The sequence below is a fragment of the Halomonas sp. ATBC28 genome, assembly GCF_005937175.1.
Taxonomy (GTDB): domain Bacteria; phylum Pseudomonadota; class Gammaproteobacteria; order Pseudomonadales; family Halomonadaceae; genus Vreelandella; species Vreelandella titanicae.
Genome location: NZ_VCQL01000009.1, coordinates 62,175 through 77,440 on the forward strand (window position 1 = coordinate 62,175; position 15,266 = coordinate 77,440).

Sequence of the window (15,266 nt, forward strand, 5' to 3'; positions counted from 1 at the left end):
CTAAACCACCTTCATTAGGCTGTCACTACAGGCAGGTACGATGTCTAAATATGCCCGAACTTCCTGAAGTTGAAACCACCCGACGCGGGATTGCTCCCTATATTGAAGGCCAGGAAGTCACCGAAGTGCTGGTGCGTCAGCCGCGGCTGCGTGTGCCTGTGCCCGATGATCTGGCCGAGCGGTTGGTAGGTGCGCGCATTGGGGGGTTGATGCGGCGGGCAAAATACCTGCAGATTCCTATCCAGGCTGGCGGCGCGCTTGAAGGTGACGCTAGCGCGACGCTGCTCTGGCACTTGGGTATGTCGGGCAGTCTGCGGATTGCCCGGGTGGGGGATTTGCCTAAAAAGCATGACCACGTGGACGTGGTGACTGCCAGCGGCTATGTGCTGCGCTATCACGATCCCCGTCGGTTTGGCTTTGTGGATTGGCAGGCCGCAGACGCAGCGCAGGATAAACGGCTTGCTCACTTGGGCCCTGAGCCGCTGTCTGATGCGTTTAACGGCAAATGGCTCTACACGCTCTCGCGTAACAAGCGCGTGGCAGTAAAACCGTTTCTGATGGATAACCAGGTGGTTGTTGGTGCCGGGAATATCTACGCGGCAGAGGCGCTCTTTATGGCCGGCATTGATCCCCGCCGTGCGGCGGGAAGAGTTTCCCGTGCTCGCTATGACGCCTTGGCCCTGGCCGTGAAAGAAGTGCTGGCGGCGGCAATTACCCAAGGTGGCACCACGCTGCGGGACTTTGTCAGTGGCCAGGGTGAGCCCGGCTACTTTGCCCAACGCCTTAATGTTTATGGCCGCCACGGCCAGCCCTGTTTGCGCTGTGGCGCTGAGCTTCGGCGCATTACGCTTGGCCAGCGTGCTAGTGTGTTCTGCCCCGGCTGCCAGCGCTAATGGCTACCTATCAGTGCTACTGTTTTATTTAAGTATTGCTTTGCCTCATCTTTTGCCTTGCCTCCGTTTTTAAGCCCAGGTTTTAAGACACAGGTTTTTAAGGCAAGGTTTTAAAGACAAAATTTTTGGAGATTGCTGTGACCCAACGCCTGCGCCTGAATAAAAATGCCGACCGCCGTCTTAAAGCGGGCCATCTTTGGATCTACTCCAATGAGGTGGATATCAAAGAGACGCCGCTGAAAAACTTTGCGGCAGGCGAAACCGCACTGGTAGAAGCCTCCAATGGCAAAGTAATGGCCGTCGCGTATGTAAACCCTCATTCGTTAATTGCTGCCCGGATAATGTCTCGTGACCCCGAGATGCGCTTGGATCGTTCGCTGTTTGTACACCGCTTTAATCAAGCGTTGGCACTGCGTCAGCGCCTTTATGCGCAGCCGTTCTACCGCTTGATCCACGGCGAAGGCGACCTGTTGCCAGGTTTGGTGATCGATCGTTTTGGTGATGTCCTCGTCGTGCAGCTCAATACCGCGGGTATGCAGGCGCTGGCGGATGAGATTGTCGATGCGCTGGAAAAAGTCGTCAAACCGGAGGTGATCGTCTTCCGTAACGATACTGGCGGCCGTCGTCAGGAAGGTCTTGAGGCCCACGTTGACGTCATCAAAGGCACGCTGCCTGACGAAGTGGTGCTCGAAGAGAACGGCGCTCGCTTTGTGGTGCCGGTGCTGAACGGTCAGAAGACCGGCTGGTTCTTTGATCACCGGGTTAATCGCGAGTGGATCAATCGCAATGTGGAAGGTAAGCGCGTGCTGGACGTATTCAGCTACGTAGGCGGTTGGGGCGTGCAGGCGGCTGTTCATGGCGCGAAAGAGGTGATGTGCCTGGACTCTTCAGGCCCGGCGCTGGCTCAAGTGGCGCGCAACGCCGAGCTGAATGGCGTGCAGGAGAAGGTAGCGGTTAGTGAGGGAGATGCATTTGAAGCGTTAGCAGCGTTGAAGGCAGAGGGCGAGGAGTTTGACGTGGTCATTCTTGACCCGCCAGCGTTTATCAAAAAGCGCAAGGACATTCCCAACGGTGAGCGTGCCTACGCCCGCTTGAACCGCGAGGCCATGCGCCTGCTGGGTCGCGATGGTCTACTGTTGTCTGCGTCCTGCTCCATGCACCTGGCGCCCGAGCGGCTAATGGACGTAGTGCGTGGTGCGGTTCGCCACCAGGATCGTCACGGGCAGGTGATTTTCCAAGGCCACCAAGGGCCTGATCACCCGGTGCATCCGGCTATCCCTGAAACGTCTTACCTGAAGGCGCTGGGTGTGCGTGTGTTCCGCGACTAGTTCAGGTAGCTAGAGTTCAGAGAAGTCAGCGTGTAGGGGAGTAAAGGTACACAGGAGTTAGCCGATGGAGTGGGCGCTGCCCGATCCTTTTGTGATCGATATCCGCGTGGCCGATGAGGCGATCGATGCTTATCAGCACGTCAACAACAGTGAATACCTGCGCTGGGTTGAGCAGATTAGCTGGGCTCACTCGGTCGCGCTCGGCCTCTCTCTTGAGCGTTACCGAGAGCTTGATCGGGCCATGGTGGTTCACCGCCACGAGCTGGATTACCTGGCACCTGCCTTTGCAGGTGATGAGCTACAGCTGGCTACCTGGATTGTCGATTGTGACGAGCGCTTTAGTTTGACCCGCCGTTTTCAGCTGGTGCGAGTCAAAGACGCTAAAACGTTGCTTTACGCCCGTACACGCTTTGCCTGCGTGGCGCTTTCAACAGGGCGGCCCAAGCGCCTGCCCGAGGAGTATCGGCGTATCTACGGCGGCGCAGTTATTGTGGAGTGACGTAGAACGAAGTGGATTTTTTCGTGTAGAACTGGCAATCGCTAGATTTTTCTCCTAAAAAACGCCTTGACCGGCGTTTTTTTTGTTTTTTGTTTCTGGGGTGGTGGTCAACGTTAGCTGTGCTGTAATTTGCTTAACAACATGACTGACCTTTAAAAGCACAGGAAAAATCCAATGAAAATTGCTGTCCCCAAAGAGATCAAAAATCACGAGTATCGCGTGGCCTTAACCCCTACCGGCGCACGGGAATTAGCCGGGCGCGGCCATCAGGTGAGCATTCAGGCCGGTGCCGGAGAAGGTGCAGGCTTTAGCGATGCTGATTTTCAAGCCGCCGGCGCACAAATAGAAGCGGATGTGGACACTTTGTGGCGCAACGCTGAGCTGATCCTCAAGGTGAAAGAGCCGCAGCCGGACGAAGTGGCGCGACTCACCCCACAGCATACGCTGTTCACCTATCTGCACCTGGCCGCTGAAGAGTCCCTTACCCGTGGGCTGATGGAGAGCGGAGCCACCTGTATCGCCTATGAAACCATTACCGATACCCGCGGTGGCCTGCCGCTGCTGGCGCCTATGAGCACCGTAGCGGGACGAATGGCGGTGCAAGCGGGAGCCCATAGCCTGGAGAAGGCCCAGGGCGGTGCGGGCGTGCTGCTGCCCGGTGTGCCGGGTGTGGCGCCAGGTAAGGTAAACGTGATTGGGGGTGGCGTGGTAGGCGAAAACGCTGCGCGCATGGCGTTAGGGTTAGGCGCGGAAGTTACCATTCTGGATAAGTCGTTAGCGCGGCTTGAAGTGCTGGATGACCGTTACCAGGGGCGCATTAAAACCGTTTACTCCACCGCAGACGCGCTGGAAACGGCCACCCGTGAGTCTGACATGATCATTGGCGCGGTGCTGGTGCCCGGCGCCGCTGCGCCAAAACTAATCACTCGCAGTATGCTGTCTGATATGAAGCCTGGCAGTGTACTGGTCGATGTTGCCATCGATCAGGGCGGCTGTTTTGAAACCAGCAAGCCCACCACCCATGCCGAACCGACCTATATCGTCGATGGGGTGGTGCACTACTGTGTGGCCAATATGCCCGGCGCGGTAGCACGTACGTCCACCCAGGGGCTGACCAACGCCACGCTGCCCTTTGTACTCGCCCTGGCAGATAAGGGCTGGCAGCAGGCGCTGCATGACGACCCACACTTTCTCCCGGGCCTTAACGTGCACGCGGGGCAAGTCACCTACCAGGCCGTAGCGGATGCCTTTGGGCTGGAAAGTATCGACCCTGCGAGCGTTGTTGGCAGCTAAACTGTTGAAAGCTAGCTGTCGGCGGCTAATTAATTAGTCGCATCCGGGGCTGGCGTTAGTTCAGTAGTGGGGCGGAAGTTCATCCTCGGGGCGCTGACCGCCCTGGGGTTCGCTTGCCTGGAGTGCCTGGTGCTGCTCACGCAGGCGTTCGCGCATTAGGCCGCTGAGCTGCTCCAGTTTCTCCAGGCGGCGCTCCTGTTGTACCACCGCTTGATCCAGGGTATCCAGCCAATGCTCTTGATGGGCTATGCGACTCTCTAAAGATTCAAGACGTTGAGCTAGGTCAACAGGCGATAATTCGTGTGTCATGATAACATTGCAGCCTTATGTAGTAGTATGCCGGTGCTATTGGGAATGGGCCTGATAGTGCGGGTATTGTCCTTCGTCTGTTACCCATACAACAAGAGAGCTTTTTTTTTCTATGAACCCAAAAGTTGTGTTTCGCTGTTTCTTAATCAGTGTATTACTTGCCGCCCCCACGCCACTTTTGCTGGCGGGGATTGTTCATTTAACCGATAGTGCCCTCGCCGAGCTGTGGATGGCCGAGTTGGCAATCAGTGGAGTTAGCGGTGTCTATATTGCCGTTGCGATAGGTAGTTTTATTGTTCTGTGTATTGGCACATTAGCGTCTGCCGCTTTTGCGCCCTCGATCGTGGTGGCGTCCGATGCTGTGGTTCGTCCCAAGCCAGCAACGCGCCAACCCCAAGCGGCTGCACCGTTGGACGATGATGAGGAGGAAGACATCATCGATCCTAACGATGGCCGCGAAGAGGGTGAAGTAAAGTGGTTCAATACCAACAAAGGCTACGGTTTTATTACCCGCGATAATGGCGAAGATGTGTTTGTACACTTCCGTGCCATTCGTGGTCGTGGCCCGCGTATGTTGGCAGAAGGCCAAATCGTGCGTTATCACGTGATTAAAAATGAGCGTGGTTTGCAGGCCGACGATGTCAGTATTATTGAGTGAGCCCAACGGCTAGTTAAATTGATCGTTGGATAGTAACGACCCCGCTTCGGCGGGGTCGTTTACGTTTAAAGCGCTCGATTAACGCCCTGAATCGGGCCACTCTATTGCCCCTTCTTTGCCACCGGGCAACACTTGCCAGAAGCGGTCAGGGTCATCACCGGGGTGCCAGCCACCCAGTGAGCAACGTATTTCGGTTTGCAACGCTTCCGCGGCCTGCTGGGCACACTCCTGGTCGGTCATCCACGGCGTGTGGTTGCTATCAAACCATAGGCTGGCAAAGCCATCAGCGGCTTTGTCTACCAGCAATACCGGCACGCAGTCACCCTGGTATTGGCCGCGGGTTTGCCATTTACCTTTGCCTGCGGGGCTCAGCGGTGGCGCGATTAGTGCGCTTTTCAACCACTCATTGAGCGCATCAAGCGACACGCTGGCTAGGTAAATCTCTATATCGGGGTAACGCTCCATCATAGGTTTACCTCACCGGAGGAGAGTAGCGCTTGCAGCGTCGCTTCGTAAATCCGGCTTAAGTCGTCCAGATCGCTGGCGCGAACGCGCTCATTGACCTTGTGGATGGTGTCGTTGAGCGGGCCTAGCTCGACCACTTGAGCGCCAAGGGTGGCGATAAAGCGGCCATCCGAGGTGCCGCCGCTGGTAGAGAGCGCCGGGCGCTCGTCGGTCACCGCTTCAACGCCTTTAATGGCGGCGTCAACCAGCGCGCCTTCCGCGGTTAAAAACGGCTCGCCGTTGAGCGTCCAGTCTATCTGATATTCCAATCCATGCTGGTCGAGAATGGTTTCCGTGCGCGCTTTGAGCTCATCAGAGGTCACCTCGGTGGAGAAGCGAAAGTTAAACACCACTTCCACGTCGCCAGGGATCACGTTGGTCGCCCCGGTGCCTGCGCGCAGATTGGAAATCTGAAAGCTGGTGGCGGGAAAAAAGTCGTTGCCCGCGTCCCAGTGCTCGTTGACCAGCGCATCCAGCGCTGGCATGGCCTGGTGGATGGGATTGCGCGCTAAATGCGGATAGGCCACGTGACCCTGCACGCCTTTAATGTGCAGCGTGGCGCCCAGTGAGCCGCGACGACCGTTTTTGATCACATCGCCCAGGCGCGTGGTCGAGGATGGTTCGCCGACAATGCAGTAGTCGAGCCGTTCATTACGCTCGCGCAGGTGCTCGACCACCGCGCGGGTGCCGTCGACTGCCGGGCCTTCTTCATCGGAGGTGATCAGAAAAGCAATACGGCCATCGTGATTCGGGTGGTTGGCCACAAAGCGCTCAACGGCGGTCAGCATTGAGGCTAAGCTGCCTTTCATATCCGCCGCGCCACGTCCGCACAGCATGCCCTCATCATCAATGCAGGGCTCAAACGGTGGGTACTGCCAGTTGGTATAGGGGCCGCTGGGCACCACGTCGGTGTGGCCGGCAAAGGCCACCACCGGGCCGTGATGGCCGCGAACCGCCCAGAAATTCTTTACGTCGCCAAACGGTAGCCGCTCAATATGAAAACCGAGCGCTGCTAAGCGCTCGATCATGAGTTCCTGGCAGCCCTCGTCGTCCGGCGTTACCGAGGCCCGGCTGAGCAGCTCAAAGGCGAGCGTGAGCGTCGGCGACAGTCCTTCAGGTTCAGTTGTGGGCATGCAGCGCCTCGTTCAGGGCGATAGCACTTTTATTGGTCAAGCACTCAATGCGGCCATTCTGGGAGTTGCGGCGCCATAGCTGATCGTCTTGCCCGGCCAGCTCGCGGGCGGCAACGGTGTTCACTTCCTGGCCCTGATCATCCAGTAAGGTCACTTTGGAGCCAGCGGTGATATACAGCCCTGCTTCTACCGTGCAGCGGTCACCCAGGGGAATGCCGATGCCCGCGTTGGCGCCGATCAAGCAGCCTTCTCCGACCTTAATGACGATATTGCCACCGCCGGAGAGAGTGCCCATGGTGGAGCAGCCGCCGCCCAAGTCGGATCCTTTGCCGACCATCACGCCGGCTGAGATGCGGCCTTCGATCATGCCGGGGCCTTCGGCGCCCGCATTGAAGTTGACAAAGCCTTCGTGCATGACGGTAGTGCCTTCGCCTAGGTAAGCGCCCAGACGTACGCGGGCGGTGTCGGCAATGCGGATACCGGTAGGCACTACGTAGTCAGTCATTTTGGGGAATTTATCGACACAGTCGACGGACAGCGCGCGGCCCGCCATACGTGCCTTCAAGCGGCGCGTAGGCAGCTCTTCAATGTCGATGGCGCCTTCGTTGGTCCAGGCAATATTGCGCAGCAGGCCAAACATGCCGGTGAGATCAAGACCGTGAGGTTTGACCAAGCGGTGGGACAGCAGATGCAGCTTTAAATACACCTCTGGCGCGGTTTGTGGCGCTTCGTCGCTCTCTAGGAACATCGCGACCAGGGGGCGCTGGCTGGCAGAGAGCGCTTCGGCAAGCTCTGCCTGGGCGGAGTGCCCCGCGGCTTCTAACGCTTTAGCCAGGCGTGTGCAGTCTTCGGGCAAAAAGCTGATGGCGGCGTTGCCTTGGGGGGCGTCCAGAGCTTGTTTGGCGGCTTCCACCAGGCTGGCGGGTGGGTTGAGCAGCGGCGCCGGGTAGTAGATTTCCAGCCAGTCGCCCTGGGTGTTTTGGGTGCCGATTCCAAGCGCAAAGCTCAGCATAAGAAGGTGTCCTGTAGTGATAAATAGTGAAGAAAAGCAGGCAAAGCCAAGGTGCCTAGTTGCTTACGTGCTTAGTTTCTCAAGTATCTAGTTGCTGAAGCACTTAGCCACTTGAGTACTTAGCCGAGCTTGTCGTAATCGCCCTCGCGGTAGCCGACTAAGATAGTGGAGTCGTCTACTTCGAGCAGCGGCCGCTTCAGCAGTGTGGGGTATTTCATCAGTAGCTGGCGGGCCGAGTTGGCGTCGTAATCTTTTTCCTCATCGGAAAGTTCGCGCCAGGTTTTGCTACGTTTGTTAATGACTTCCACAAGCGGCACGCGATGTAAAATGTGTTCTAGTAGCGCAGCAGATAGACCATCTTTGCGCAGATCGTGGGTTTTATACAGCAGCGCTTTCTCATCCAACGCTTTACGCGCTTTGCGGCAGGTATCGCAGTTATCGATGATATACAGCGTCAGCATACGACCTCCTGAGAATGTTGAACCAGAGAATGTGGAATAAGTTAACCGCGCTCGATGAGATGGCGAATTCGTTGGGCGGCTTCAAGGGTGGGCGCTAGCTCAGCCACCAGCGCTAGGCGCAAACGCCCTGCGCCGGGGTTAACGCCATTTTCACCCCTGCGTCCCATTAGGCTGCCGGGCAGTACGCTAACGTGCTGTTCGGCAAACAGCCTCTGCGTGAAGGCGATATCGTCGCCACCGGGCACCGCAGGCCATAGGTAAAAGCTAGCTTGTGGCGCGGGAAAATCCATGACTGGGGCAAGCACCTGGGTGACCGCGCTAAATTTTTCGCGGTAGGCGTCGCGGTTGGCGCGTACGTGCTGCTCGTCCTGCCAGGCGGCGATAGAGGCGTGCTGCAACGGCAGCGACATGGCACAGCCATGGTAAGTGCGGTAGCGCTTAAACGGAGTGAGCAGTGTCGCATCCCCCGCGACAAAGCCCGAGCGCAGGCCCGGCAAGTTGGAGCGCTTGGAGAGCGAGTGAAACACCACGCAGCGCCGGTAGTCATCACGACCCAGCTCGGCACAGGCTTGCAGCAGCCCCGGTGGTGGAGCTGTTTCGTCGAGGTAGAGTTCCGAGTAGCACTCGTCCGAGGCGATAATAAAGTCGTGTTTGTCGGCGAGGGCAATCAGCTGCTTAAATTCATCAAGGGGCGTGACCGCGCCGGTGGGGTTGCCCGGCGAGCAGATAAAGACGATTTGCACATCGCGCCACGTAGCGGCAGGCACGGCGCTAACGTCGGGCCGAAAATTATTCTCAACGGTACAGTCTAAATAGAGCGGCTCGCCGCCTGCCAGCAGCGTCGCACCTTCGTAGATTTGATAAAACGGATTGGGCACCGCGACTTTCGCCGGGCGGGTGCGATCCAGCGCCGCCTGCACAAAGGCAAAAATGGCTTCCCGAGTGCCGTTAACGGGCACCACGTGCCGTTCGCTGTCGAGTTCGCGCAGTTGAAAGCGTTGGCTTGCCCAGTTGGCGATGGTTTGGCGGAGCGCTGGCAGGCCATTGGTCGCGGGATAACGGGCCATTTCCAGCTGGTGCGCCACCAGCGCTTCAAGCGCCGCAGGAAAGGGCGCGTGCTGGGGTTCGCCAATGGTCAGCGGAATATGCGCCAAGTCAGCTGGGGGCGTTAATGCGGCCTTCAGCGCGGCCAGCTTTTCAAACGGGTAAGGATGCAGGGCGTCGAGGTCGGCGTTCATGATGTGTCCGTTGATGGCTGGCGGCGTAAACCGTCAATTATAGGCAAGGCCCGGTGCAGGCTCAAACCTAACGAGGGTGTGATTTTGCAATGAATACTTTTACAGACACTCGATAGACGGGAGCGAGGGTAGGTTGGAGCGAGGGTCTTTCGCCATGGATGGCGAAAGTAGCGCCCATGGAGGGGTTCACAGCGCCCTCGCGGAAACCTACCCTCGCCTCCAGGCTTGGCACTACAATCTCTGCATCAGCCTCGGGGTTCGGTGAATTATCTTTTAAACGCCCAACACTTCAATCAGACGTTCGCGCAGCTGCTGCTGGCGCTCGGGGTCAGTCAGCGGTTCGCCTGCCTTGGTGGTGATGAAAAAGACGTCCTCTACCCGCTCGCCCAGGGTGGCGATTTTTGCCGCCGAAAGCGAGATATCCTGCTCCATAAAAATCCGTCCCACCCGGGCCAGCAGGCCGGGGCGGTCGGGAGCCGTTAGCTCCAGCAGCGTGCGCTCATTGGCCGGATCCTGCTCAATCAGCACCTCCGTGGGTACCTTGAAATGCTTGAGCTGGCGCGGCGTGTGGCGGGTGACGATATCCGGGTAGTCATCAGGGTCATCAAGCTCTTCCACCAGGTGTCGGCGCATCTCTTCGATGTGGCCTGGGTCACGTATAGGCTGACCATGGCTGTCGAGCACGATAAAGGTGTTGAGCGTCCAATCGTTGTGGGAGGTCGCAATGCGCGCATCGTGAATCGACAGGCCCAACTGCTCCATGGCAGCGGCGGTGGCAGCGAAAAGGTCGTCCACCGAACGGGTGTGGATAAACACTTTGGTGCCGCCTTCGGACATGTCCGCAGTAGGCGCGCTGATCAGCACCAGCGGCAGCGGCGACTGGTTGTGATTGAGAATGCCCTGGGTCTGCCAAACGATTTCGCTGGGGGCGTACTGCAGGAAGTAGTCTTCCCCTAGCGATTCCCAAAGATGATCGATTTGCTCACGATTAACGCCGATGGTTTGCAGCAAAGAGCGTGCTTCGGTGCGCGTTTCCCGCACCCAGTCGTCGCGGTCGGGCGGATTATTCAGGCCGCGGCGCAGGGCACGCTTGGTTTCGGCGTACAGCTGGCGTAGCAGCGACGCCCGCCAGCCGTTCCACAGTGTGGGGTTGGTGGCATTGATGTCGGCCACGGTGAGCACGTAAAGGTAGTCCAGGCGCGTTTCGTTACGCACGATCAAGGCAAAATCACGAATCACATCGGGGTCGCTGATATCGCGCTTTTGCGCCGTCATCGACATCAATAGATGGTGCTCAACCAGCCAACTGACCAGGTTCGTGTCGTGGGGCGAGACGTGGTGGCGCTGACAAAAATGCTCAACGTCCCGGGCGCCGATTTCCGAGTGGTCGCCGCCGCGGCCCTTGCCAATGTCGTGAAACAGCCCGGCGATCCACAACAGGTCGAGCTTGGGCAACTGCTGCATCAATGCCACCGCCACTGGAAAGTCACCCTTCGCTTCCGGTTTGCGAAAATTGTGCAGAAATTTGAGCAGCAGCAGGGTGTGGGCATCGACCGTGTAAATGTGGAAAAGGTCGTGCTGCATCAGCCCTATGGCGCGGCCAAATTCGGGCAGGTATTTGCCCAGAATCCCGTAGCGGTTCATGCGCCGCAACTGGCGGGGCACATTGCCGGGGGCGCGCAGAATAGCCATAAAGAGCCGCTGGTGGCGCGGGTCTTCCCGGTAGTGGTCGTCAATCTGGTGGCGATGATCGCGAATTAGTCGGATGGTATCGGCACGCACTCCTTCGATTTCGGGGTGCTTGGCCATCAGTAGGAATAGCTCCAGCATCGCCGCGGGGCGTTCACGGAAAAGTGTCCGCGAGCGAACCTGGATATAGCCGCCTTTGGTCTCGAAGCGCTCGTTGAGTTTGACGGTTTCCAGCGCTTCTTTGCCGCGCAGGATGACCTCGTCAAAGTGCTGCAGCAGCATATCGTTGAGTCCCGCCAGCGCGGTGACGTGCCGGTAATAGCGCTTCATGAACTGCTCAACCGCCAGACGTTCCGGCGTATCGCGAAAGCCAAACATTTCGGCGATGGTGCGCTGGTGGTCAAACAGCAGGCGGTCTTCGGCGCGGTCGGTAAGCATATGCAGGGCATAGCGCACCTGCCACAAGAACGCCTGCCCCTGGCTTAAAATGCGCAGTTCGGCGTCGTTCATAAAGCCGTTGGCGACGATATCGGTGTACTGTTCGGTACCGAAGTGGCGCTTGGCCACCCAGCCGATCATCTGGATGTCGCGCAGCCCGCCGGGGGAGCTTTTGAGGTTCGGTTCTAAGTGGTACTCGGAGTTGTTGTAGCGGTAGTGGCGCGAAATCTGCTCCTGCCACTTGGCTTCAAAAAAGCGATCGGCGGGCCAAATATGCTCGGCGCTGAGGCGTTCGCGCATCGCTTCGCGCAGGCTTTCTGGCCCCGCAATCAGGCGAGACTCGAGCAGGTTGGTAATCACCGTGACATCCGCTTCGGCTTCCCGCTCGCAGTCGCTAAGCGAGCGAACGCTATGACCAATTTCCAGGCCAATATCCCACAAGAAGGTGATAAAGGCGGTCAGCGGTTCACGATAGGCGGTGTCATCGTCCTGCTCCAATAGCAGCAGCAGATCGATATCCGAGTGGGGGTGTAGCTCACCACGGCCATAACCGCCTACCGCCACCAGCGCAATTCCATCATCGGGCCACTCGTGCTGCGCCCAGGCAATCGCCAGCAGCTGATCCAGGTACCAGGCGCGGCCGCGCACAAGGTCGCGAATGTCTGCACCGGCGCGAAACTGGTCGTCCAGGCGCGCTTGTAGCTCGCGCAGCGCGGCCTTGAAGGGAGCAACTGGCGAGCGAGATCCGGCAAGCTCAGTGCGGAAAAGATCCAGGTCGTAAAGCGTGGTGTCCGGCTCAAACCGGTGGTGGTGTAGTAGCATCAGTTGGGTAGAAAACTGAAGTCTTCATCGCCACGCGCGGTCAGTACTTCTACACCGCCCTCGGTCACCAGCAGCGTATGTTCCCACTGCGCTGAAAGGCTGCGATCTTTGGTAACGGCGGTCCAGCCATCGCGTAGCACCTTGGTTTTATACCCGCCGACGTTAATCATCGGCTCGATGGTAAAGCACATGCCTGCGGCGAGCTTAATGTCGGCATCCGGTGCGTAGCCGTCGTAGTGTAAAAACTGCGGCTCTTCGTGGAATTCGGCGCCGATGCCGTGGCCGCAGAAGTCGCGCACGACGGAGTAGCCGTTGCTTTCGGCATGTTTTTGAATCACGCGGGCAAGCTCTGAGAGACGCACGCCTGGCTTCACCAGCTCGATGCTTTTATACAGGCACTCCTGAGTAATGCGACACAGCCGTTCGCCCTGAATCGTCTCTCCCACTACGAACATCACGCTGGAGTCGCCGTGATAGCCGTCGGTGGTCTTAACGGTGATATCCAGGTTCATGATATCGCCATTTTTGAGCTTCTTGGCGTCGTCGGGGATGCCGTGGCACACCACATGGTTGATCGACGTGCAGGTCGCCTTGGGAAAACCATGGTAGTTCAGCGGTGCAGGGGTCGAGCCCAGCTCGTTAACAATATACTCATGGCAGAGACGGTCAATTTCCCCCGTGCTAATGCCTGCCTGGATATGGGGGGTGATCATTTCAATCACGCTAGCCGCTTGGCGCCCGGCTTCGCGCATGTGTTCGATTTCAGAAGGCGTCTTGATAGGAACGTTCATGAATGCTCGATATGAATGCAGAATGGAAAATTGAATGGCGCAATTTAAGACCGTCAAACGGGGTGCGACTTCATCTTGGCAATGATCTATGGTATAAAGCCGCGCGCTTTCCTGCAATCGTGATTCCGAGCTTCTTGGCTGGGAAGTACGCAGTAGGGCAGGGCGATGAATCCGCAGCGTGCTCGACTTACGGGCGCAATGCTTACTATCAAGCCTTAAAAACACACATGCACCGGCACATGGTCCCGGGTGCCGCTGGCAGCGTCTAACGTGGTCAACGGTCGGATCCATGGGGTGCGTGGAGGCCTAACCCGAGTTTTAGGAGTTCTACCATGTCTCACGTTAATATGCGTGACCTGCTTAAAGCAGGTGCTCACTTCGGCCACCAGACCAAGTACTGGAACCCGAAGATGAGCAAATTTATCTTCGGCGCGCGCAACAAGATTCACATCATCAACCTTGAGCACACCCTTCCGGCGCTGAACGAAGCGATCGATGTGGTCGAGAAGATGGCGGCATCCAACAACAAAATTTTGTTTGTTGGCACCAAGCGCAGCGCTAGCAAGGTAATTAAAGAAGAAGCTAACCGTGCTGGTCAGCCTTTCGTCAACCATCGCTGGTTGGGCGGCATGTTGACTAACTTCAAGACCATCCGTCAGTCCATTAAGCGTCTGCGTGATCTTGAAACCATGCGCGAAGACGGCACGTTCGAGAAGCTGACCAAGAAAGAAGTCTTGATGGCGACTCGCGAGCAGGACAAGCTTGAGCGTTCTATCGGCGGTATCAAGAACATGGGTGGCCTACCGGACGCACTGTTCGTGATCGACGTTGACCACGAGCGCATCGCGATCAACGAAGCCAACAAGCTGGGCATCCCGGTTATCGGCGTGGTGGATACTAACTCCAACCCTGATGGCGTTGACTACGTAATTCCCGGCAACGATGACTCTATCCGCGCTATCCAGATCTACGTAAAAGCGATTGCGGATGCGTGTGGCCGTGCCAAAGAAGCCAACGCTCAAGAGTTTGTTGAAGTGACCGAAGAGGCCGCTGCAGCTGAAGACAACACTGCCGCCGAGTAATCGCAGCAGTGGGTGCGGTGAGCAGGTGTGCCGCATCAAGATAAAGGGGGCTTTGCCCCCTTTTTCCCGCTACAGATGAACTGTCTGAGCGGACGAATTTGCCGGCACTCAATACCGGCCCCGCAATACAGAGAGACATAGGGCAGCGTGATACATGATGGTCATTTATCATGCCTATACTCTGTGTTGCGTCTAACTCTCATAGAACCATTTCAGAGGTGAATTCTCATGGCAGCTATCAGCGCCTCTCAGGTCAAGGAACTTCGCGAACGTACCGGTCTCGGCATGATGGAGTGTAAAAAAGCACTCACCGAAGCCGACGGTGATATCGAAGTTGCGATTGAAAACCTGCGCAAAAGCTCCGGCCTAAAAGCAGCGAAGAAAGCCGATCGTATCGCCGCAGAAGGTGTAGTGGTTACGCGTGTAGCGGAAGACGGCAGCTACGGCGTAATGGTTGAAATCAACTCCGAGACCGACTTTGTTGCTCGTGATGACAACTTCATCGCGTTTGCTGACAAAATCGCCGGTGCTTTCTTCACCGCGAAAAGCGAAGATGTTGCCGCCGTTATGGCTGGCGAACTGGAAACTGCCCGCGAGCAGTTGGTTCAGAAAATCGGTGAGAATATCGGTGTGCGTCGTGCCATCGTAGTGAACGCTGTTGACGGTGGTCTGGTAGGCGAGTACGTCCACGGTGGCCGCATTGGCGTTCTGACCGTGCTAACAGGCGGCAATTCGCAAGTCGCGAAAGACGTTGCAATGCACGTGGCGGCGATCAACCCTGCGGTTGCGCATCCTGCCGATATGCCCCAAGAGCAGTTGGATCAGGAAAAAGCGATTATTCTGGCGCAGCCGGATATGGCCGGTAAGCCGGAGCAGATCGCAGAGAAAATGGTTCAGGGCCGCTTGAAAAAGTACTTGGCAGAAAACAGCCTGACCGAGCAGCCGTTTGTTAAAGACCCGAACCAGACTGTGGCTGAGTACGTGAAAGCCGCAGGCGGCGAAGTGGTAAGCTTCACACGCTTTGAAGTTGGTGAAGGTATCGAGAAAGAAGAAGTCGACTTCGCTAAAGAAGTTATGGAACAGGCTGGCCGTCGCTGAGGTCAGAGGTTTCAGAAA

Annotated in this window: 16 protein-coding genes; 8 read left to right on the forward strand and 8 right to left on the reverse strand. The window is 57.3% G+C overall.

All coding sequences use genetic code 11. The annotated features are described in order from the left end of the window. Positions 1-50: 50 nt before the first annotated feature. From mutM to ald, 4 genes are all read left to right on the forward strand, one after another. Positions 51-893 (forward strand): bifunctional DNA-formamidopyrimidine glycosylase/DNA-(apurinic or apyrimidinic site) lyase, encoded by an 843-nt coding sequence (gene mutM, locus E0L35_RS11950; RefSeq protein ID WP_138800393.1) that lies wholly within the window; start codon positions 51-53, stop codon positions 891-893. Between the two features lie 137 nt (positions 894-1,030). After that, positions 1,031-2,221 (forward strand): class I SAM-dependent rRNA methyltransferase, encoded by a 1,191-nt coding sequence (locus E0L35_RS11955; protein WP_138800394.1) that lies wholly within the window; start codon positions 1,031-1,033, stop codon positions 2,219-2,221. Between the two features lie 64 nt (positions 2,222-2,285). Continuing rightward, positions 2,286-2,720, forward strand: coding sequence for a thioesterase family protein (locus tag E0L35_RS11960; protein ID WP_009288620.1), 435 nt, complete (start codon positions 2,286-2,288; stop codon positions 2,718-2,720). Positions 2,721-2,894: 174 nt separating this feature from the next. Next, positions 2,895-4,013, forward strand: a complete 1,119-nt coding sequence (gene ald / locus E0L35_RS11965) for an alanine dehydrogenase (RefSeq protein WP_138800395.1) — start codon at positions 2,895-2,897, stop codon at positions 4,011-4,013. Between the two features lie 60 nt (positions 4,014-4,073). Here the strand turns inward: ald and E0L35_RS11970 are convergent, their stop codons facing one another. After that, positions 4,074-4,322, reverse strand: coding sequence for a SlyX family protein (locus E0L35_RS11970; protein ID WP_022520200.1), 249 nt, complete (start codon positions 4,320-4,322; stop codon positions 4,074-4,076). A 112-nt stretch (positions 4,323-4,434) separates the two neighbouring features. On the opposite strand from E0L35_RS11970, the gene E0L35_RS26860 reads away from it, so the two are divergent. Further along, a complete protein-coding gene (locus E0L35_RS26860; RefSeq protein ID WP_022520199.1) occupies positions 4,435-4,980 on the forward strand; it encodes a cold shock domain-containing protein in 546 nt (181 codons plus the stop codon). A 78-nt stretch (positions 4,981-5,058) separates the two neighbouring features. Here the strand turns inward: E0L35_RS26860 and E0L35_RS11980 are convergent, their stop codons facing one another. The 7 genes from E0L35_RS11980 to map form a co-directional block, all read right to left on the reverse strand. Continuing rightward, complete coding sequence (locus E0L35_RS11980; RefSeq protein ID WP_009288622.1) at positions 5,059-5,448, reverse strand: hypothetical protein; 390 nt, start codon at positions 5,446-5,448, stop codon at positions 5,059-5,061. Beyond that, a complete protein-coding gene (dapE, locus tag E0L35_RS11985) occupies positions 5,445-6,617 on the reverse strand; it encodes a succinyl-diaminopimelate desuccinylase (RefSeq protein ID WP_138800396.1) in 1,173 nt (390 codons plus the stop codon). The genes E0L35_RS11980 and dapE overlap by 4 nt, the downstream gene beginning before the upstream one ends. Beyond that, the gene (gene dapD / locus E0L35_RS11990) at positions 6,604-7,629 is read right to left on the reverse strand and encodes a 2,3,4,5-tetrahydropyridine-2,6-dicarboxylate N-succinyltransferase (protein ID WP_009288624.1); all 1,026 of its coding nucleotides are present in this window, start codon (positions 7,627-7,629) and stop codon (positions 6,604-6,606) included. The genes dapE and dapD overlap by 14 nt, the downstream gene beginning before the upstream one ends. Before the next feature lie 119 nt (positions 7,630-7,748). Then, positions 7,749-8,090 carry a Spx/MgsR family RNA polymerase-binding regulatory protein gene (locus tag E0L35_RS11995; RefSeq protein WP_022520197.1) on the reverse strand — a complete coding sequence of 114 codons (342 nt, stop codon included), beginning with the start codon at positions 8,088-8,090 and terminating at the stop codon, positions 7,749-7,751. Positions 8,091-8,131: 41 nt separating this feature from the next. Then, a complete protein-coding gene (gene dapC / locus E0L35_RS12000; RefSeq protein WP_138800397.1) occupies positions 8,132-9,328 on the reverse strand; it encodes a succinyldiaminopimelate transaminase in 1,197 nt (398 codons plus the stop codon). A 273-nt stretch (positions 9,329-9,601) separates the two neighbouring features. Beyond that, positions 9,602-12,277 carry a [protein-PII] uridylyltransferase gene (locus E0L35_RS12005; protein WP_022520195.1) on the reverse strand — a complete coding sequence of 892 codons (2,676 nt, stop codon included), beginning with the start codon at positions 12,275-12,277 and terminating at the stop codon, positions 9,602-9,604. After that, the gene (gene map, locus E0L35_RS12010; protein ID WP_138800398.1) at positions 12,277-13,068 is read right to left on the reverse strand and encodes a type I methionyl aminopeptidase; all 792 of its coding nucleotides are present in this window, start codon (positions 13,066-13,068) and stop codon (positions 12,277-12,279) included. Before map ends, E0L35_RS12005 begins: the two co-directional genes overlap by 1 nt. Positions 13,069-13,070: 2 nt before the next feature. Between map and E0L35_RS12015 the strand changes: the two genes are divergently transcribed. The 3 genes from E0L35_RS12015 (at position 13,071) to tsf (ending at position 15,248) form a co-directional block, all read left to right on the forward strand. Next, a complete protein-coding gene (locus E0L35_RS12015) occupies positions 13,071-13,337 on the forward strand; it encodes a hypothetical protein (RefSeq protein WP_138800399.1) in 267 nt (88 codons plus the stop codon). A gap of 63 nt (positions 13,338-13,400) precedes the next feature. Next, entirely contained in the window at positions 13,401-14,150 is a 750-nt protein-coding gene (gene rpsB, locus E0L35_RS12020; RefSeq protein WP_009288627.1) for a 30S ribosomal protein S2, read from the forward strand. Positions 14,151-14,378: 228 nt separating this feature from the next. Next, a complete protein-coding gene (gene tsf, locus E0L35_RS12025; protein WP_009288628.1) occupies positions 14,379-15,248 on the forward strand; it encodes a translation elongation factor Ts in 870 nt (289 codons plus the stop codon). Positions 15,249-15,266: the final 18 nt, after the last annotated feature.

Coding starts and splice junctions, on each gene's coding strand:
- E0L35_RS11995 (WP_022520197.1), bottom strand. CDS start 8,090: ATGCTGACGCTGTATATCATCGATAACTGCGATACCTGCCGCAAAGCG.
- E0L35_RS11980 (WP_009288622.1), bottom strand. CDS start 5,448: ATGATGGAGCGTTACCCCGATATAGAGATTTACCTAGCCAGCGTGTCG.
- mutM (WP_138800393.1), top strand. CDS start 51: ATGCCCGAACTTCCTGAAGTTGAAACCACCCGACGCGGGATTGCTCCC.
- ald (WP_138800395.1), top strand. CDS start 2,895: ATGAAAATTGCTGTCCCCAAAGAGATCAAAAATCACGAGTATCGCGTG.
- dapC (WP_138800397.1), bottom strand. CDS start 9,328: ATGAACGCCGACCTCGACGCCCTGCATCCTTACCCGTTTGAAAAGCTG.
- E0L35_RS26860 (WP_022520199.1), top strand. CDS start 4,435: ATGAACCCAAAAGTTGTGTTTCGCTGTTTCTTAATCAGTGTATTACTT.
- tsf (WP_009288628.1), top strand. CDS start 14,379: ATGGCAGCTATCAGCGCCTCTCAGGTCAAGGAACTTCGCGAACGTACC.
- E0L35_RS12015 (WP_138800399.1), top strand. CDS start 13,071: ATGCTCGATATGAATGCAGAATGGAAAATTGAATGGCGCAATTTAAGA.
- E0L35_RS11970 (WP_022520200.1), bottom strand. CDS start 4,322: ATGACACACGAATTATCGCCTGTTGACCTAGCTCAACGTCTTGAATCT.
- E0L35_RS11960 (WP_009288620.1), top strand. CDS start 2,286: ATGGAGTGGGCGCTGCCCGATCCTTTTGTGATCGATATCCGCGTGGCC.
- E0L35_RS12005 (WP_022520195.1), bottom strand. CDS start 12,277: ATGCTACTACACCACCACCGGTTTGAGCCGGACACCACGCTTTACGAC.
- dapD (WP_009288624.1), bottom strand. CDS start 7,629: ATGCTGAGCTTTGCGCTTGGAATCGGCACCCAAAACACCCAGGGCGAC.
- rpsB (WP_009288627.1), top strand. CDS start 13,401: ATGTCTCACGTTAATATGCGTGACCTGCTTAAAGCAGGTGCTCACTTC.
- dapE (WP_138800396.1), bottom strand. CDS start 6,617: ATGCCCACAACTGAACCTGAAGGACTGTCGCCGACGCTCACGCTCGCC.
- map (WP_138800398.1), bottom strand. CDS start 13,068: ATGAACGTTCCTATCAAGACGCCTTCTGAAATCGAACACATGCGCGAA.